The organism is Roseomonas sp. HF4 (assembly GCF_005222755.1).
In the GTDB taxonomy this organism is placed as follows: Bacteria; Pseudomonadota; Alphaproteobacteria; order Acetobacterales; family Acetobacteraceae; genus Neoroseomonas.
Genome location: NZ_STGD01000007.1, coordinates 173,569 through 192,269 on the forward strand (window position 1 = coordinate 173,569; position 18,701 = coordinate 192,269).

At 72.5% G+C, this 18,701-nt stretch carries 13 protein-coding genes; 4 read left to right on the top strand and 9 right to left on the bottom strand.

Going from position 1 to position 18,701, the window contains the following annotated elements:
* Position 1: 1 nt before the first annotated feature.
* Complete coding sequence (locus E8M80_RS12925) at positions 2-1,699, bottom strand: efflux RND transporter periplasmic adaptor subunit (RefSeq protein ID WP_137126108.1); 1,698 nt, start codon at positions 1,697-1,699, stop codon at positions 2-4.
* A gap of 335 nt (positions 1,700-2,034) precedes the next feature.
* On the opposite strand from E8M80_RS12925, the gene E8M80_RS12930 reads away from it, so the two are divergent.
* From E8M80_RS12930 to E8M80_RS12940, 3 genes are read left to right on the top strand one after another with little or no spacing between them, the layout of a single operon-like run.
* Positions 2,035-3,408, top strand: a complete 1,374-nt coding sequence (locus tag E8M80_RS12930; RefSeq protein WP_137126109.1) for an LLM class flavin-dependent oxidoreductase — start codon at positions 2,035-2,037, stop codon at positions 3,406-3,408.
* Positions 3,409-3,428: 20 nt separating this feature from the next.
* Positions 3,429-5,015 carry an ABC transporter substrate-binding protein gene (locus E8M80_RS12935; RefSeq protein WP_170979375.1) on the top strand — a complete coding sequence of 529 codons (1,587 nt, stop codon included), beginning with the start codon at positions 3,429-3,431 and terminating at the stop codon, positions 5,013-5,015.
* A gap of 11 nt (positions 5,016-5,026) precedes the next feature.
* A complete protein-coding gene (locus tag E8M80_RS12940) occupies positions 5,027-6,394 on the top strand; it encodes an LLM class flavin-dependent oxidoreductase (RefSeq protein WP_137126111.1) in 1,368 nt (455 codons plus the stop codon).
* A 190-nt stretch (positions 6,395-6,584) separates the two neighbouring features.
* Here E8M80_RS12940 and E8M80_RS12945 read toward each other — a convergent pair whose 3' ends face one another.
* Positions 6,585-8,288, bottom strand: coding sequence for a M28 family peptidase (locus tag E8M80_RS12945; RefSeq protein WP_137126112.1), 1,704 nt, complete (start codon positions 8,286-8,288; stop codon positions 6,585-6,587).
* Positions 8,289-8,409: 121 nt separating this feature from the next.
* On the opposite strand from E8M80_RS12945, the gene E8M80_RS12950 reads away from it, so the two are divergent.
* A complete protein-coding gene (locus E8M80_RS12950; RefSeq protein WP_170979376.1) occupies positions 8,410-9,798 on the top strand; it encodes an MmgE/PrpD family protein in 1,389 nt (462 codons plus the stop codon).
* A gap of 31 nt (positions 9,799-9,829) precedes the next feature.
* Here E8M80_RS12950 and E8M80_RS12955 read toward each other — a convergent pair whose 3' ends face one another.
* From E8M80_RS12955 to E8M80_RS12985, 7 genes are all read right to left on the bottom strand, one after another.
* Complete coding sequence (locus E8M80_RS12955; RefSeq protein WP_137126113.1) at positions 9,830-11,179, bottom strand: LLM class flavin-dependent oxidoreductase; 1,350 nt, start codon at positions 11,177-11,179, stop codon at positions 9,830-9,832.
* On the bottom strand, positions 11,176-12,762 hold the full coding sequence (locus E8M80_RS12960) for an ABC transporter substrate-binding protein (RefSeq protein ID WP_170979377.1): 1,587 nt from the start codon (positions 12,760-12,762) through the stop codon (positions 11,176-11,178). Before E8M80_RS12960 ends, E8M80_RS12955 begins: the two co-directional genes overlap by 4 nt.
* Before the next feature lie 207 nt (positions 12,763-12,969).
* A complete protein-coding gene (locus E8M80_RS12965) occupies positions 12,970-13,932 on the bottom strand; it encodes a tripartite tricarboxylate transporter substrate binding protein (RefSeq protein WP_170979378.1) in 963 nt (320 codons plus the stop codon).
* Positions 13,933-14,033: 101 nt separating this feature from the next.
* The gene (locus E8M80_RS12970) at positions 14,034-14,807 is read right to left on the bottom strand and encodes an MBL fold metallo-hydrolase (RefSeq protein WP_137126116.1); all 774 of its coding nucleotides are present in this window, start codon (positions 14,805-14,807) and stop codon (positions 14,034-14,036) included.
* Between the two features lie 71 nt (positions 14,808-14,878).
* A complete protein-coding gene (locus E8M80_RS12975) occupies positions 14,879-15,865 on the bottom strand; it encodes a tripartite tricarboxylate transporter substrate binding protein (protein WP_137126117.1) in 987 nt (328 codons plus the stop codon).
* Between the two features lie 61 nt (positions 15,866-15,926).
* Complete coding sequence (locus tag E8M80_RS12980; protein ID WP_137126118.1) at positions 15,927-16,721, bottom strand: N-acyl homoserine lactonase family protein; 795 nt, start codon at positions 16,719-16,721, stop codon at positions 15,927-15,929.
* Positions 16,718-18,700: an NAD(P)/FAD-dependent oxidoreductase gene (locus E8M80_RS12985; RefSeq protein WP_137126119.1), complete on the bottom strand. Its 1,983-nt coding sequence runs from the start codon at positions 18,698-18,700 to the stop codon at positions 16,718-16,720. Before E8M80_RS12985 ends, E8M80_RS12980 begins: the two co-directional genes overlap by 4 nt.
* Between the last annotated feature and the right edge of the window lies 1 nt (position 18,701).

Below are 18,701 nucleotides of genomic sequence, written 5' to 3' on the forward strand. Positions count from 1 at the left end.
GTCAGCGAACCTGGGCGATCAGCGCCGCGCCCTGCACCACCACGCGCTTTCCCGGCTCGATCCCGGCGGTCACCACCACCCGCGTGCCATCCAGCGGCTGCACGCGCACCTGGCGGGGGATGAAGCGCTCGGCCGTCGCGTGCTCGAAGACCACGGGCGGGCCCTCGGCGCTGCGCACCACCGCATCGGCGGGCAGCACGATGCCCTGAACGGCGCGCGCCGTGCGCAGCGTGACCAGCACCGAGCTGCCGATCGGCGCGTCCGGTGGCGGCGCCTCGACCCGGAAGTTCACCGGCACCGCCTGCTGGCGCACGGTCAGGCCACGGCCCATGAACACGAGGTCCAGCACGCGGCCATCCGGCAAGGTGGCGTTGGCGCCGGTGATGCGTTCCAGCGCCGCCCGGTCGAAGGCCAGCGCCTCGACCCAGAGCCGTGTCGGATCCACGATCTCGACCACCGTGGTCGCGCTGTCCACCAACTGCCCGACCGCGCCGCGCACCGTGGAGACGATGCCCGTGACGGGCGCGACCAGCGCCTCGCGCCCCGAGAGCGCGGGCTGGATCGCCGTGCGCCGCTGCCGCGCGCCGGCCAGCTCGGCCTGGGCATCGACGATCTCGCGCTCCGCCACCGTGCCGCGCAGCGTCGTCAGGCGGCGCACCCGCGCCTCGAGGATCGTGATCTGCGCATCCAGCTCGGCGGCGTTCTGGATCAGGCTGCCGCGCTCGGCCGCGCTGTAGGTCGGCGTGACATAGGCCAGCACCTGGCCGCGCTCGACCTGCTGGCCGAGCGCTGGAAAGCCGGCATCGCCGGGCTCCAGGCGGCCGTTCTGGCTGGCCTGCACCCGGCCGGAGGCGTTCGGGTCGGGCACCAGCGTGCCGACCATGCGGAGCGCGGCCGAGGCCTCGCCGGTCTCGGTGAGCTGCGTGCGAAGGCTGAGCAGGCGCTGCGACGGCTTGGGGACGAAGATGGCGCCGTCCGGCAGGCGTCGGGGCGCCTCCCCCGTGACCAGCGCCTGCTGGGCGTGCGCGGGGTCGGCGGCCAGCGCCGCGCCGAGCAGCAGCGCCGCGGCGCGGCGGGGGATGACCGTGGCGGGGTCGGCCGGGCGTGGGACCGCCGTCTCCTCCACCATGGGCGGCGGGGGCCGCCGCACGGAGGCACGGCCGAGCAGCAGGCCCAGCACCAGCAGGCCGAGGCCGATTCCGGCCTGGACCGGCGACTGGCGCAGCAGGTCCGGCAGGCCCGCCGCGGTGCCGGCCGCCTCCGCCGGCACGGGCACCTCGAGCGTCGCAGTGAGCAGGTCCATCTCCTCGCCCGCCGTGACGGTGAAGACCAGATCGAGCTGCCCGGGGCGCAGCAATGCCGGGTGCCGCGCCACGAACAGCCCGATGCCCTGGCGTTCCGCGGGAACCTCCTGGCCGTCCAGCGTCAGCGTGACGGCGCCGTCGAGAGGGCTGTTGTCGGCGTAGCGGTCGAGCGTGACCGCCAGCGCGCCGCCAGGCTGGAGGATCGCCACGATCTCGAACAGGTCGCTGTGCGCCTCCGCCCGCGGCAGGGCGGCGGCGACCGCCTCGGGCGCGGCGCCGTGGTCGTGCCCTTCGTGCGCCGCCGCGGCCCAAGGGAGAACGAGCAGCGCCGCCACCGCGGCGGCAACGACCCGCAGCCGGGCCGGCAGATGGCGCGAGACGGGAGGATGAGGCATCCGGGGCTCCTGCAAGGCCCCTGCATGGCGGGATGTGTGCGACGGCGCAGCGCCGGATCATGACAAAGTATGTCCATGCCGCATGGCGCCGCGCGCGGTCTGCGCGGCGCCGGCCATGCGTGCGTCGGCATCGTCGCCGTCCTGGCGCTTTCCGCGTCCGTTGCCGCGTATGCGCGGATCGGATGTCCGGCCCGGGGCGTCGCGCGGCACTTCCGCGCCGGAACGCGGCTTGCCACGCCTGCGGGGGAGTGTTTCCCTGTTCGTGCGGCAAGATTCCTGCGCCAGGCGAGCGGTGCGGACCCCTCTCCGCGGACGACAGCATCGGAGTTTCGGAGATGGCCGCACCGCGCCGCATCCGACTTGGCGTCTCGATGATCGGGATGGGCTACCATCTCGCGGCCTGGCGCCATCCGGACGCCTCGGCCGGCGGCAACATGGAACTTGCGCATGCCGTGCGCGTCGCCCAGGCGGCGGAGCGCGGGCTGCTCGACATGGCCTTCCTCGCGGACGGCGTCGGCATCCGGTTCAACGACGTCCCGGCGGGCTCGCTCTCCCGCGTCTGCAAGAACGTTCAGTTCGAGCCGCTGACGCTGCTCTCGGCGCTGGCCATGGTGACGAGCCGCGTGGGGCTCGTGGCCACCGCCTCGACCACCTACAACGAGCCCTATCACGTCGCGCGGAAATTCGCCTCGCTCGACCATATCAGCGGCGGCCGCGCCGGCTGGAACGTGGTGACCAGCGCGACCGACATGGAGGCGCAGAATTTCGGCCTCGACGGCGCGCCGCCCAAGGGCGGCCGCTACGATCGCGCCATCGAGTTCGTCGAGGTGGTCAAGGGCCTCTGGGAGTCCTGGGAGGACGACGCCTTCGTCCGCGACAAGGCGAGCGGCCTCAACTACGACCCGGCCAAGGTCCATGTGCTGAACCACGAGGGCGCGCATTTCCGCGTGAAGGGGCCGCTCAATGTCCAGCGCACGCCGCAGGGCCGGCCCATCATCGTGCAGGCGGGCGCCTCCGACCAGGGCCGCGAACTCGCGGCCGCGACCGCCGACGTGATCTACGCCGCCGCCCAGACGCTCGAGGACGCGCGCGCCTACTACCAGGACGTCAAGGGCCGCATGGCGAAGTACGGGCGCGACCCCGGGCAGTTGAAGATCATGCCCGGCATCATGGCCGTGCCCGGCCGCACCCGGCAGGAGGCCGAGGACAGCTACGCGGTGCTGCAGGAGCTGGTGCAGCCCGTCGTCGGGCTCGGCGCGCTGGCGAACTACCTCGGCGACCTGTCGGGCCACGACCTCGACGGTCCCGTGCCGGAGCCCGCGAACCGCCGCGACCACAGCCGCGGTCAGATCTTCCTCGACATGGCGCGGCGCGGGAACCTTTCGATCCGCCAGCTCTATCTCTCCATTGCCGGGGGCAACGGGCACCGGATGGTGATCGGCACGCCCGCCGACATCGCCGACGCGATGGAGGAATGGTTCCACGGCGGCGGCGCTGACGGCTTCAACCTGCTGCCGACCTGGCTGCCCGGCGGCCTCGACGATGTCGTGGACCTCGTCATCCCCGAACTGCAGCGCCGCGGCCTCTACCGCACCGCCTACGAGGGGCGGACGCTGCGCGAGAACCTCGGCCTTGCCTGGCCCGAGCATCCGGCGGCCGCGGCGCGTCGCGCCCATGTCGCGACGGCGCTCGGCGACGCCGCCCAATGACACCGACCGGGAGATCCACCATGCAGAAGACGTTCCGGGGACTGGCGCTGGTCCTGGCCGGCGCGCTCGCGGCGATGCCCGCGGCGGCGCAGACGCTGCGCATCGGGATGAAGGCGGCGGTGGACGGGTCCGACCCGCACCAGTCCTACAGCCCGAACCGCAACGTGCAGATGCACGTCTACGAATCCCTGGTGTTCCAGGACGAGAACCTGCGCCCGATCCCGGGCCTCGCGGAATCCTGGCGCGTGGTGGATGCCTCGACCTGGGAATTCCGCCTGCGCGAGGGCGTCACCTTCCACGACGGCACGCCGCTGCGGCCGGCCGATGTCGCCTTCTCGCTCCGCCGCGCGGGGGAGGCGCGGGGCCTGCGCACCTACAGCGCGCAGATGCGCAGCGTGGTGGGCGTCGAGGAGGTGGACGCGCGGACCGTGCGCATCCGCACCGACGGGCCCTCGCCGCTGCTGCCGAACAACCTGGCCTCGATCATGATCGTCTCGGCCGCCGCGGTCGGCGACAGCGCGACGGAGGACGACTTCAACGGCGGCCGCGCCGCCGTCGGCACCGGGCCCTATCGCTGGGTCCGCTTCAACCGCGGCGCGGACGTCACGATCGAGCGCGCGGCGCGCCACTGGGCGCCACCCGAGCCCTGGCAGCGCGTCGTCTACCGCTTCATCCCGAACGACAGCGCGCGCGTCTCGGCGCTGCTTGCCGGCGACATAGAGGTGGTGGACGCGGTGCCGCCCGCGCTCTACGGCCGCGTGCGCAGCGACCCGCGCTTCAACCTCGTCACCTCCACCTCGGGGTTCAACTTCTACCTCTACGTCGACAGCGGGCGGGAGGTCTCCCCCTTCGTCACCGGCGCCGACGGCCAGCCGCTGTCGCCCAACCCGCTGCGCGACGTGCGCGTGCGCCGCGCGCTCTCGCATGCGCTGAACCGCGTCGGCCTCGCGGAGCGCGCCATGGAGGGCGGCGCGGAAGCCGCGGGCCAGATCGCGCCGGCCGGCTATATCGGGCACGTGCCCGACCTCGGCATCCCTGCCTACGACCCGGCCCGCGCGCGCGCGCTGCTCGCCGAGGCCGGCTACCCGCAAGGCTTCGGCCTGACACTGCAATGCACGGCCGACCGCTTCGCCGGCGACGCGCGCAGCTGCCAGGCGATCGGCCAGATGTTCACCGCCATCGGCATCCGCACCGAGGTCGAGGCGCTGCCGGCCTCTATCTTCTTCCGCCGCGCCAACCGGGCGCCAGCCGCCGGCGGGCCTGAATTCTCGCTGTCCGGCTCGATGTTCTTCACCACGACCGGCGCGGCGCCCGAGGGCATGAACACCATCCTGCGCACCTACAACCCGGCCGAGCGCCAGGGCGCCTCGAACCGCGGGCGCTATTCCGACGCGACGCTCGACGCGCTGCTCGAACGCATCGAGGGCACGCTCGACGACACGGAGCGCGAGGCGCTCACGCAGCAGGCGGTGCGGCGCGTGATGGAGGATGTCGGCATCATCCCGGTCTTCTTCGTCCGCGCCGGCTGGGGCACGACGCGGAACCTCACGCTCGCGCCGCGCGGCGACCAGTACACCATGGCCACCGGCATCCGCCCCGCACGCTGAAGGACCAGGACATGGCCAGGAAACAGCTCAAGCTCGGCGCCTTCCTCAGCGTGCCGGGCAACCACCTCGCCGGCTGGCGGCACCCCGACGCCGACACCGACTGCGACATGGATTTCGGCTGGTACATGCGCCTCGCGCAGACCGCCGAGCGCGCCCTCTATGACACCATCTTCTTCCAGGACACGGTGGCGGTCGGCGGGTCGGACGCGCTCAAGGCCGGCGACATGACGCGCACGCGCCTGTCGCGCATCGTGAAGCTGGAGCCCACCGCCTGCCTCGCGGCGCTGGCCATGGGCACGACGCATATCGGCCTGGTCGCGACCGCGACGACGACCTTCAACGAGCCCTACAACATCGCCCGCCGCTTCGCGACGATCGACCACATCTCGGGCGGGCGCTGCGGGTGGAACCTCGTGACCAGCCAGATCGAGGACGAGGCCGGCAACTTCAACCTCGACACCCATGTGGACCACGCCGCGCGCTACGAGCGCGCCATCGAGTTCTACGAGGTCGTGGCCGGCCTCTGGGATTCCTGGGAGGCCGAGGCCTTCCTCAAGGACAAGGACAGCGGCGTCTGGTTCGACCGCGACCGGATGCATTTCCTCGACCATCACGGCAAGCACTTCAACGTGCGCGGGCCGCTCAACGTCTCCCGCACGCCGCAGGGGCGGCCCGTGGTGGCGCAGGCGGGATCGTCCGAGCCGGGGCGGGAGCTCGCGGCCCGCACGGCCGACGTGGTCTTCACGGCGCAGACGGAACTCGCCGCCGCGCGGGAATTCTTCGCGGACGTGAAGGGCCGCACCGCGAAGTACGGCCGCACGTCGGACGACATCAAGATCATGCCCGGCATCACGCCCGTGATCGGCCGCACCATGGAGGAGGCGCAGGAGAAGTACGACCGGCTGCAGGCCCTGCTGCCGGACGACGTGGCCCTGGCCGCCCTGGCGCGCTTCACGCGCGGCGTCGACATCTTCTCCTATCCGTTGGACGGGCCGATGCCCGACCTGCCGGAGACGAACGCCGCCAAGTCGCGCCAGGCACTCATCATGAACATGGCGAAGAAGCACAACATGACGCTGCGCCAGGTGGCGCGCTCGGTCTCCGCCGCGCAGGGCCACCGCGTGCTGGTGGGCACGCCGGAGTACATCGCCGACGAGATGCAGGAATGGCTCGACAAGGACGCGGCGGACGGGTTCAACGTGATCTGCAACTACTACCCCGGGCCGTTCGAGGAATTCTCCAACCTCGTCATCCCCGAACTGCAGCGCCGCGGCATCTTCCGCACTGCCTATGAAGGGCGGACGCTGCGGGAGAACCTTGGGCTCAAGGTGCCGGAGAATCGGCACACCGCGGCGCGCCGGGCCCGCGCGGCGGATTGACGCGGATCGGATAGGTCGGGGGAGGAGAACCTCCCCCGATCCCCCTCCCTTCTTTGTCACCTGGCGCCCATCCTGGGAGGCGGGGTTCCAGGTGCCAGATAAGGTTGAGGGGGGTGCGGGGGGAGAAGTTCCCTTCTCCGCCCGCCCTTCCTTCCCAACAACTTCAGGGTCGTGACGACATGCGTGGCGCTCAGCCGAGCGCGGCGACAGCGTCGCCCAGCGCCGCCTCCGCCTCCCGCAGCGCGAAGGCGAGGCGGTTGCGCGCGCGCAGCGCGTCCACCGCGGCGAATTTCTCGGCGTCGCTGCCGGGTTTCGTGGCGGCGAGATCGCGGATCGGCTGCAGCGTCGCCCAGTCGGGCATGGGCAGCGCATGCGGGTGGAGGAAGCGATCGCCCGCGGTATAGTCCGCCGGCACCAGCGCGCGCGAGGCGCGCATCAGCGCGGCGCTGGCCGCGGCGGCGGCTTCCGGGCCCGCGGACGGGGCGCGCGCGGCGACGGCCTGCGCGGCCGCCTGCACGCGGCGCGCGGCCTCGCCCAGCGGCGCGATCGGGAAGCGCCCCGCGAGAGGGCCGGCCAGCGGCGCGAGCTCGGCGAGCAGCGAGGCTGCCGTCGCGGCGTGATCGAGCGGCACGACCGGCGTCGCGAGCAGCCGCCACACCACGTCGGTCATGATCCGCGCATCGCGCACGAGGTTCGCCTCGTCCACCTTGTCGATCAGGTCGTGCGGCGTGTGCCACCACCAGCCGAGCGCGTTGCGCGCGGCCTCGTGCTTCGCGGGCTGCTCGCTCAGCGTGCCGAACATGGACGGCACGCCGATGCCCACGAAGCTGTCGTCGCTGCTGCGGTTCTTGCGCTTGCCGCGATAGTCCTGGTTGGTGGTCCGCGTGATGGCCTCGGCCGCCAGGTGGTGCAGCTCCGCCATGGCGGCGGCGTTGGCGAGCACCGTCGCGCCCGTGCCGCCCAGGCTGTCCACGTTGACATGCGCGACGCAGCGCCGGTCGAGCTCGTCCCAATGCGCATCCGCATACCAGGCCGAGCCGGAATAGCGGCCATGCGAATGGCCGGACCAGAAGCAGACGCGCAAGCCCCGCTTCCATTCGCCGCGCCGCGCGGCGCAGACCCGCGCGACCTCCATCATGCCGGCATTGGCAGAGCCGTTGTCCATCACGCCGTGGTACCAGGTGTCGTGGTGGCCGGAGAAAAGCACGAAGGGATCCTCGGCCCCGCCCGGCCCGTCGAGGTCCGCGACCAGGATCGGCGTCTTGCGCCAGCCCGTGTCCACCTCGGCATGCAGCGTGACGACCGGCTGCTTTCCGGCCAGCAGCGCGTCGCGGATCGCCGCGCCGTCGGCCTGCGCGATGGAACACGCGACGGTGCGCGGCATCTCCGCGATCGTGCCCGCGCCGGGGCTGCCCCAGACGGGCGAGATGCACATCTCGTGGATGTGCTCGTGGTGGCTGATGTGCAGCTGTCCCGCCGCGCCGGCGCGCGTCGCGCGCTGCGCCGTCGCGGGCGTCGCCATGCCCTCGATCAGCAGGATGCGGCCCGCGAGGTCGCGGCCCGCGAAATCCGCTGCGGTCCCGTGGCCGACATACAGCGGAATGCCCGACAGCCCGCCCGCCGGGGAGGGCTGCGAGAAGGACTGCGTGATCGCCGTGACCGGCGTGCCGTCCACCAGAACGGCCGCCTTCCCCGGCAGGCTGATGAAGGCGTCGTGCAGCAGCGTCTGGGTCCGGTAGCCGTAGTCGCGCATGCGGCGTTCGATGAAGGAGAGCGCCTCGCGCTCCTCCGCCGTGCCCGACAGCTTCACCCAGCGTGCGATCTCGCCGAGGTTGCCCATCATCTCGGGACCGCTCACGCCCGGTGCCGGGCTCTCGGGAAGGGCGTCGGGCATCGGGGGATCCTCCGTGTTCGGGAAGCCGATCCTGGCACCGCGCGGGGGCAGCGGGAAGCCGGGGGCTTGCATCCGTCCCGCCCAGGCGCCCAGGCTCGGGGGCGGCAGGGGAGGCGAGGCCATGACGGAGCAGGACACGACGGAGGCACTCGCGCAGTGGATCGCGACGGTCCCGCGCGACAGGACCGCGCGGGCCTCGGGCCTGGCCGTCGCCGCCATGCGGGACGCGATCGGCTGCATGCTGGCCGGCGCGGCCGAGGAAGCGCCGCACCGCGTGCTCGCCGCCGTCGCGCGCTGGGGTACGGGACCGGCGCGCGCGATCGGCAGCGGCACGCCGCTGCCAGCGCCCTGGGCGGCGCTGGTCAACGGCACGGCGGCGCATGTTCTCGACTACGACGACACCTTCGCGCCGCTCAGCGGCCACGCGACGGCGGTGCTGGTACCGGCGCTGCTCGCCCTCGGCGAGGAGGTCGAGGCGGACGGGCCCGCGCTGCTCGATGCGCTCGTCGTCGGTCTCGAGGTGCTGGCCGCCGTCGGCCGCGGCACCAACCCGCGGCACTACGCGCTCGGCTGGCACGCGACCTCGACAATCGGCGCGATCGGCGCGGCGGGCGCCGCGGCACGGCTGCTCGGCCTCGATGCGACGGGCGCGCGCGACGCGCTGAGCCTCGCGGTCAGCATGGCGGCGGGCACGCGGATGCAGCTCGGCGCCATGGCGAAGTCGGTGCATGCGGGGCTAGCGGCCAAGGCGGGCCTCCTTGCCGCGGCGCTGGCGGCGGAGGGCGTGGGCGGCGCGGCGGAGGCGCTGGACGGCCCCTGGCGCTTCGCCGAGATGTTCGCCGGCCGCCCCGCCCCCACCGGCGCCATGCACCCGCCGGCCGCGGAAGACCCGCTCGCGATCGAGTCAGTCGGCCTCGCCTTCAAGGCCTATCCGACCTGCGCGGCGACGCATCTCTCGCTCGATGCGCTGCTTGCGCTGCGCGGGCGTTTCGCGCCGGAGGACGTCGTCGCGATCGAGACGGAGGTGCCGCTCGTGCACAGCCGCAACCTCATGCATCCGGACCCGCGGACGGGAACGGAGGCGCGCTTCAGCATGCAGTACTGCCTGGCCGTCGCCGCGGCGCAGGGGGAGGTCGGCCCGGCCGATTTCGACGAGGCTGCGCTACGCCGCGCGCCGGTGCGCTGGCTGATGCCGCGCATCGCGATGCAGGGCCTGCCCGAGCCCGAGGGCGCGCCGCCGCCGCCGACCCGGCTCAGGGTGCGGCTCGCCGATGGCCGGGTGCTGGAGGAGACCCGCGCGGTCCGCCGCGGCGACCCCGGCAACCCCATGAGCGAGACCGATCTCGCGGCGAAGTTCCACGCCTGCGCCGCGCGCGCCCTTGCGCCCCAGGGCATCGTCGCCGCCGAGGACGCGATCGCGCGCCTGGCACAGGGCGGCGGTGCGCGCGACCTCGTGGCGCTGCTCGTCGCCGGCCAGGCGGGCGTGCCGCCCGCGCGCCGTCCGGCATAGCGGCGGCGCGCGCCCGGCCGCCGCCCCGGGGTCAGGCGACGGCAGCGGCGGCGAAGCGGTTCGGCGGGGCCGGGATGCCGAGCGTGTCGCGCAGCGTGGTCCCGGGATAGGTCGTGCGGAACAGGCCGCGCCGCTGCAGCTCGGGCACCACCAGGCGCACGAAGTCGTCGAGCGGCTTCGTGTAGAACGGGAACAGGAGCGTGAAGCCGTCGCAGGCGCCGGCCTCGAACCATTCCTGCATGGTGTCCGCCACCATGGCCGGCGTGCCGACGACGAGCTGGTGGCCGAGAGAGGTGCCGAGGTAGCGCGCGACCTGCCGGATGGTCATGTTCCCGGCGCGCGCCTTGGCGACCAGGTGTTCCTGCCGCGCGCGTGCGGCGTTGGACGGCGGCAGGTCCGGCAGCGGCCCGTCGATCGGCCAGGCATAGATGTCGAGGTCGCCGCAGAGCCGCGCGAGCAGGCGCATCGCGTTCGCCTCGTCCATCATGTCGCCGAGCTCGCCCGCGATCTGCTCGGCCTCGTCCTTCGTCTCGCCGAGGATGGTCATGAAGCCGGGCATGATCTTCACGTGGTCCGGGTTCCGGCCATGCGCGGCGGCGCGCGACTTGAGGTCGCGGTAGAAGGCGAGGCCCTCGCTCAGCACCGATTGCGCGGTGAAGATCATGTCGGCGCAGCGCGAGGCGAGCTTGCGCCCGTCGTCGGAGGACCCGGCCTGCGCGACCACCGGCCGCCCCTGCGGCGAGCGCGGCAGGTTCAGGGGACCGCGGACGCGGAAGAAGCGGCCCTCGTGGTTCAGGACATGGCCCTTGGACGGGTCGATGTAGCGGCCGGACGCCTTGTCGCGGATGAAGGCGCCGTCCTCGAAGGAATCCCAGAGGCCGGCGCAGACGTCGAAGAATTCCTCGGCGCGCTCGTACCGGTGCGCGTGGTCCGGGTGGCGGTCGAAGCCGAAATTGCCGGCCTCGTCCTCGATCTGGGAGGTGACGAGGTTCCACCCCGCGCGCCCGCCGCTGATGTGGTCCACCGAGCCGAAGCGGCGGGCGATGGTATAGGGGTCGTTGTAGGTCGTGGTGGCGGTGGCGACGAGGCCGATGTGCTTCGTCACGGGCGCCAGGGCCGCGATCAGCGTCGCGGGCTCGGGGTAGACCTGCCGCCCCATGCCGGGCCGCCAGGGGCCCGCGCCGTCGAGGTTCGCGCTGCCGTTCACCGCCACCGTGTCCTGGAAGAACACGCAGTCGAGGCAGCCGCGCTCGGCGGTCTGCGCCATCGCCGTGTAGTGCGCGAAGGACATGTCGGTCTCCGCCACCGCGAGGGGGTGGCGCCAGCCCGCGGAATGGCTGCCCGGGGTGAAGAAGAAGGCGCCGAGATGAAGCTGGCTCATGGTGCCGGACGCACCCCCGTGGCGAGGGTGTACTGGTCGCCGCGCGGCGCCATGTCGAGCCCGCGGCGCATGCCCCAGGACGCGCCGACATGGAAGACCGGCACGAGCGGCAGGTTGTCGCTGATCCAGCGGATCGCATCCTGCATCAGGCGCTCGCGCGCATCGGGGTCGAATTCCCGGTCCACGCGGTCCATGAGGGCGTCGAATTCGGCATTCGAGAAGCGCGTGCGGTTCCAGATCCCCTGCGAGCGCGCCGCGTTCTGCGTGCGCAGCAGCGCGTTCAGGGATTCGCTCGCGATCCCGCTGGAGGATCCGAACATCGCAAGGTGCGCCGAGAGATCCGGCTGGCCGCCCGGCAGCAGCGTCGCGCTGCGGCGGAGGTAGATCGGCATGGGCAGGGGCTCGACGGCGGTGCGGATGCCGATCGCCGTCAGCATCTGTCCGATGGCCTGGCAGGTGCGCGCATCGCCGGCGAAGCGGTCCTGCGTGCAGTGGATGGTCATGCCGAAGCCCCGCGGGAAGCCCGCCTCCGCGAGCAGCGCGCGCGCCCGCGCGGGATCGTGGTCGGGGATGGGCAGGCCGGGCACATGGCCGACGAAGCCGGGCGCGGCGACCTGGCTGGTCGCCTCCGCGCCGCCTTCCATCACGCGCTCGGCCAGCGCGCGCCGGTTGATCGCCAGTGAGATGGCGCGCCGCACGCGCAGGTCGCGGAGCGGATTCTGCGCCAGTGGCTGCCCGTCGGGGCCGGTCACGTTGGTGGCCTGCTCGCTCATCATGTCGAGGTAGAAGTAGAGCGTGAAGATCGAGTTCCCCCGCACGAGGCGCGTGGCCGGGTTCTCCCGGATGCGCTCGTGCAGGCCGGTCGGCACGGTGTCGATCACGTCGAGGTCCCCGGCCAGCAGGGCCGCGACGCGGCTGCTGTCGTTCGGCACGAAGCGGATCTGCACCCGGGCCCAGGGCTCGCGCGTGCCGCGCCAGGCGTCGTTGCGCTCGAACACGATGTCCTGCGACGGCGTCCAGCGGCCCCAGCGATAGGGTCCGGTGCCGACCGCGGCGCGGCCGCCGTTGAAGTCGGCCTCGGTCGCGCCCTCCGCGGCGCGCGCGCTGACCATGGCGATGGCCACCAGGAAGTCCGGCTGCAGGGGCGTGGGCGCGCTGGTCCGCAGGATCAGCGTGTGCGCGTCGGGCGTCTCGACCGCCGTCACGTTGCGCACGGCCGAGGCATAGGTGCGCGGGCCGGTCGCGGCCTTGGCGCGCAGGATCGAGAAGGCGGCGTCGGCCGAGGTGAAGGGCGTGCCGTCATGGAATACCGCGTCGCGGCGCAGCCGGAACTCCCAGGTCAGCGGGTCGATCGCGCGCCAGGATTCCGCCAGCAGCGGGCGCGGCCGCAGCGTCGCGTCCTGCGCCAGGAGTGTCTCCCAGACATGCAGCTGCGCGTTGCGGTTCGGCGTGAAGCTGATGTGCGGGTCGGCATTCTCCATGGATGCCTTGAAGCCGATGCGCAGCGTCTGGGCCGTGGCGGGCATCGCACCGGCGCCGAGCAGGACGGCGAGTGCGGCGATGTGCAGGCGATGGCGGATCATGAGGTGGGCCTCCGGCGGGAGCGCGGCCCCGGCGGCCGCGGATCGATACCGTGTCGGATATGCAATCGACGTGCTAGCCCCGTCGGCGGGCCGCGTCGCCGTCGAGCCGCAGGTCGGAGCCCTTTGCCTCCGCCCCGGCCCCATGGGCCGAAGCCCGGAGTCCCGGGCACTTGGCGTGACCAGGCCGGGCGGTGCCGGGAGGGCGCCTCAATTGGCCGTCGCCCCCGACGCTCGGATGATCGGGATCCAGATGCGGAACTGCTCGTCCCAGAAGCGTTCGAGCTCATCCGCCCCGCTGCCGCGCGGCTCGACGCCGAGCTCGACCAGGCGGTTGCGCGTGGCCGGCGCCGCCACCGCATTGCGCAGCGCGCGTTCGAGCCGCGCGACGATCGGCGCCGGCGTTCCCGTGGCGACGAAGACGGCGTGCCAGTTGTAGGTCTCGTAGCCCGGCAGGCCGGCTTCCGCGGCAGTCGGCACGTCGGGCAGCGCCGCGCTGCGGTTGCGCGACGCCATGGCGAGCGCGCGGACCCGACCCTCGCGCACGAGCGCGACATAGGGCGGCAGCGTGTCGACCATCAGGTCCACCGTGCCGGCCATGAGATCGGTGAGCGCAGGGCCGGAGCCGCGATAGGGCACATGCACCATCTCCGCGCCGATCATGTTGGCGAGCAGGTGGCCCGACAGGTGGACGATGGTGCCGGGGCCGGAGCTCGCATAGGTGATGCGGCCCGGATTGGCGCGCACCAGGGCGATGAAGTCCTGCAGCGTCCGCGCCTGCACGTTCGGGTTGACGACGATGATGTTGGGCACCGTGCCGACCAGGCCGACCGGGGCGAAGGCGCGCCGCAGGTCGAAGGGCATGTTGCTGTAGAGCCCGGCATTCATCACGCCGGAGGAGAGGGTGTGCAGGACGATGGTGTAGCCGTCAGCCGGCGCCTGCAGCGCGGCCTGGGAGCCGATGATGCCGCCGCTGCCGCCGCGGTTCTCGACCACCACGGTCTGGCCGAGATCCGCACCCATGCCCTGCGCGAGGATCCGCCCGACGACATCCGCCGCGCCGCCGGGCGCGAAGGGGATGACCATGCGGACGGGCCTGTCGGGATAGGCGGGCTGCGCGCGGACCGGCAGCGCAGCCGCGAGCATGGCAAGGCAGACAATCAGGCGACGCATTTTTCTTTTCCTCCCGGATCGACATTCGAGCATGGCGCGCGGCGCGGCAGCGCGCCAGACGGGCTGGCGCCCGCTTCAGAAACGCAGGCCGCGGCCGACGGTCAGGGCGTCTGCTCCGGCGCCAGGTCGAAGCGGGTCATGTCGTCCAGGCTTTCGCCGAACCACGCCCGTATGCCGGCGGTGTGGCGACCGATCGCGCGCGCGACGCCGTTCTCCACCACCATCGGCAGGTCGTGCCCGGGGATGAGGAGGCAGCCCGGCCGCCTGCGGCAGATCTCCCACACCATGTCGATGGTCGCGCGGCTGACGGCGGCGTCGTAGGTCATGTCGGTGCGGCGCGTGGTCAGCTCGACGCGGTTCTTCACCGCATCCTGCAGCAGCACGCAATCCTGCCCATCGCCGGCGATGACGAAGATCAGGTGTCCGGGCGTGTGCCCGGGCGCGAGATGCGCGGTGATCCCGGGCAGCACCTCCTCGCCGTCGTCCATCAGGCGCAGCGTCGGCCAGCGCGACAGGGCCTCGATCGCGTGTTCGGGCACGGAGGTCTCGCCCCAGGGGACGCCGAGCGCCCAGGCGAGTTCCTTGCGGCCGATGCCGATGCGCGCCTGGCGGAACAGCGGCCAGTTCACGGCATGGTCGTGATGCGCGTGGCTGAGCAGCAGGTCCGTCACGTCCCCCGGCGCCACGCCGCGCGCGGCGAGCGCGGCCACGAGCGGCTTGCGCAGCCCGTAGCCGCCGCCGTCCAGCACGACGATGCGGCCATGCCCGCGCAGCAGCACCACGGTGCTCCAGCCGAGGCCGCCATGCTCGACCGCCTTGCCGGGATAGCCCGTGACCAGGATTTCGAGGTCCCAGCCGCCGCCCTGCCACGCCATGCCGAAATCCCCTTCGCCTTCGCGGTCGAGCCTAGTCGGCTCGCGCGCCTGCGGCCAGACGGCCGCGCCCGTCAGTCGAGCCGCGCGCCGGAGACCTCGACCAGTTCCCGCCACACCGCGTCCTGCGCCCGGATGAAGGCGGTCAGCGCCTCCGGGCTTTCGTCCCAGACCGGCGTGAAGCCGAGCGGCGTCAGCCGTTCCCGGAAGCTGTCCTGCCGCACGGCGGCGACCGTGGCGCGATGCAGCGCGGCGGCGATCGGCGCCGGCGTGCCTGCCGCGCCCGAGATGCAGTACCAGAACTCCATGTCCATCCCGGACCCGGGCAGGAGCTCCGCCATGCCCGGCGTCCGCTCAAGGCCGGGCACGTAGCCGACGCGCTGCTGGCTGCCCACGGCCAGCGCCCTGAGCCGTCCTTCGCGCACATGCGGGATGATGGCGGGGATGCCGTCGAAGATGACGTCGACATTGCCGGCGATCAGGTCGTTGAGGCTCGGCGCCAGGCCGCGATAGGGCACGTGGGTGATGTCGATGCCGGCCGAACGCATCATCTTGGACAGGCTGAGATGGCTGATCGTGCCGAGCCCCGAGGACCCCGCGCTGATCTGCCCGGGCCGCCGCTTCGCGTCCGCGACAAGGTCCTGGAAGCTCTGCCAGGGCTTGTCGGCGCGGACCACGAGCAGCGTGGTGCCGACCGACACGCGCGAGATGTGCGTGAAGTCGGCCAGCCCGTCGAAGGGCATGCCGTTGCGGTAGAGGTACTTGTTGGCGCAGAGGATCGTGGCGCCGCCGAGGAACAGGGTATGGCCATCCGGCGCGCTGCGCGCGACCACCTCCCCGGCGATGTTGCCGCCGGCGCCGGGGCGGTTGTCGATCACGACCGACTGGCCGAGCAGCGCGCCCATACGTTCCGCCACGAGCCGTGCCGTGATGTCGGCCGCACCGCCGGGCGGGAAGGGCACCACCAGGCGAAGCGGGCGGGCCGGGAAGCCTTGCGCCCGCGCGATGCCGGGCAGCGTCAGCGCGGCACCGAGCAGGATCCGGCGGCTCAGTCGTGTCATTGTTTCTTCCTCCCGTATGGGCGGCGCGGTGGACCCGCGCCGCCGGTCTGTGCAGCGAAGGTCAGGCGGATGGCTCGCGGTGCAGTTCGGCCACGATGCCCTCCAGCCCCGGCGCCGCGGGGTAGCGGCGCATCACCTCGGGGTCGTGGCCGGGCACGATGTGCCGCGGGCCGGGCGCCAGGGCGCGCAGACGGTCGAAGCCGTCCAGCATCAGCCCGACATGGAAGCAAGTGGTGAAGGGCCGGCCGCTCTCCATGTTCTCGTAGAAATGCGTGACGTCGGAGGCGAGCACCACCTGGCCGCGCTCGGTGTTCACCCTCACGCATTGCAGCCCGGCCGAATGGCCGCCGACGGCATGCAGGGTGATGCCCGGCGCGATCTCGGCATCGCCCATGTGGAAGACGGTGCGGTCGGCATAGGTCATGCGCACGATGCCGACCACGTCCTCGACCTCGAAGGAATGGCGCAGCTTCCTGTGCTTCATGAAGTGGCCGCAGGCGTAGTGCATCTCGGCTTCCTGCAGGTGGAAGCGGGCGCGCGCGAACTTATGGAAGCTGCCGACATGGTCGTAGTGCAGGTGCGTGATGACCACGTCCTCCACCTTGTCGGGATCGACGCCGATCAGGGGCAGGCTCTCGATCGGGCAGCGCAGGTAGCTGCGCTTGCGCCGCGCCGCGACCTCGGCGGTGAAGCCGGTGTCGATGACGATGGCGCGGTCGTCGTTCGCGGCCACCCAGACGAAGTAGTCCATGGGCATCGGCGCGTCATGCGGGTCGCCGCCGATGAAGTGCTCGTGGCGGCGCGCCTCGCGCATCGCGTAGCGCAGCGCGTAGACGCGCCAGGTCGGCTCGGTCATGCGGCGTTCTCCCGGGAAGTCGTGGCGGCGGCGCGCAGGCCGAGGGCGAGCCCGACCATTGAGGCATCGCGCAGCACGGTGAGGTAGTCGCCCGGCTGGTTGGCATCGCCCACCAGCGTATGGGGCAGGCCGGTGGCTTCGACTTCCGCCAGCGCATCGCGGTTCGGCAGGGCGCCGACCGCGGCGACGACATGCGTGACGCCGTCCAGCCGCTGCGGCGCGCCGCCTTCGTCGAAGTGCAGCACGCCGTTTTCCAGCCTGTCCACGCGCGCGCCGGTGTGGAACGCGACACCCGCGGCGCGCAGCCGGATCATGATGTCGGTGCGGTTGTTGCGCGCCATGGCCGGCGCGATGGCCGACAGCGCCTCCAGCACCGTGATGCGGCAGCCGCGGAGCGCAAGGATCTCCGCCGCCTCCAGCCCGACGATGCCGCCGCCGATGACCGCGACCGTCGCGCCTTCGGGCACGAGCGACGGGTCGAGGATGACGTCCCACGCCTGCAGCGGCGCCGCGCCCGGCAGCGCCAGCGGCCGCGGCCGCGCGCCGGTGGCGATCACGACATGATCGGGCGCGAGGCCGCGGATCATCGCCTCCGTCGCCGCCACGCCGCAGCGCACGCGCACGCCGGCAGCCATCGCCTGGTCCCAGCGCCAGGTCCAGAGCGGGCGCACCTCCTCCTTGTCCGGCGCCGCCACGGCCAGGTGGATCTGCCCGCCCGGCTGGGACGCCTTCTCCCACACCTCGACCTCGTGCCCGCGCGCGGCGGCGAGGCGTGCCACCTCCATCCCGCCGACGCCGGCGCCGAGCACAAGGATGCGCAGGCGCTGCGCCGCCGGGGCGAGCGGCGGTTCCGAGAATTCCGGAGCCTCCAACTCGGTGCCGAGCATCGGGTTGGTCACGCAGGCGACGTCGCGTTCCAGCGTCAGCCGCTCGAAGCAGACGTTGCAGGAGATGCAGAGCCGGATCGGCACGCTCGACTCGCCGAAGGCCTTGCGCGGCCAATGCGCATCCGCCGTCAGCGCGCGGCCGAGCGAGACATAGTCCGCGGCCCCGCCCGCCAGCGCGGCCTCGGCGTCCTCGGGCGTCAGGATGCGGCCGGCGATGATCGTCGGGATGTTCACGGCATCGGTGATTGGCTTCGCGTGCGGCTCCAGTGTCCGGCGCGGCATGGATGGCGGCTGGATGCAGAAGCGCGACAGCGTCGGGCTTTCGTTGGTGCCGCCGGACAGGTCGAGCGCGCTGATCCCCGCCGCTTCCAGCATGCGCGCGAGTTCCACCATCTCCTCGATCGGGTAGCCGTCGTCGCAGTATTCGGTGCAGGAGATGCGGACCCAGAGCGGGAAGTCCGGCAGCGCGTCGCGCAGGCGATGCACGGTCTCCAGCAGCAGGCGCGCGCGGTTCGGCAGGCTGCCGCCATATTCGTCCGTGCGCTTGTTGATCCGCGCGGTCAGGAACTGCTGGAACAGGTAGCCGTTGGCGGCATGCAACTCGACCGCGTCATACCCCGCCTGCCACAGCCGCCGCGCGGCGGTGACGAAATCCTTCTGGATCTCAATGATCTCCGGCCTGTCGAGCGGACGCACCGCATCGCCCGTATTGGGGTTCTGCCAGGGCGAAGGCCCGACCGGCTCCATGTTCAGCACCATCCGCCGCAGCAGCCCGCCACGGTGGTTGAGCTGCCCGATGGCGTGGCAGTCGTGCCGCCGGATCGCCTCGACCAGACGCGCCAGCCCGGGGACGAAGCGGTCGTGGTAGATCCAGAGCGAGTTGTTGTGCGCGCGACCGCCCGCGCTGACCGCCATCGCCTCGGTGACGATGGCGGCGACGCCGCCCCTGGCGCGTTCCTCGTAATAGGCGCGGTCGCGCTCGGTCGACAGGCCGTCGCTGGTGCTGAAGTTCGTCCCCATCGGCGCCATGACGAGGCGGTTCTTCATCCGCAGGGGGCCGATCATCCCCGGGCGCTGCAGCAGCGACGGCATG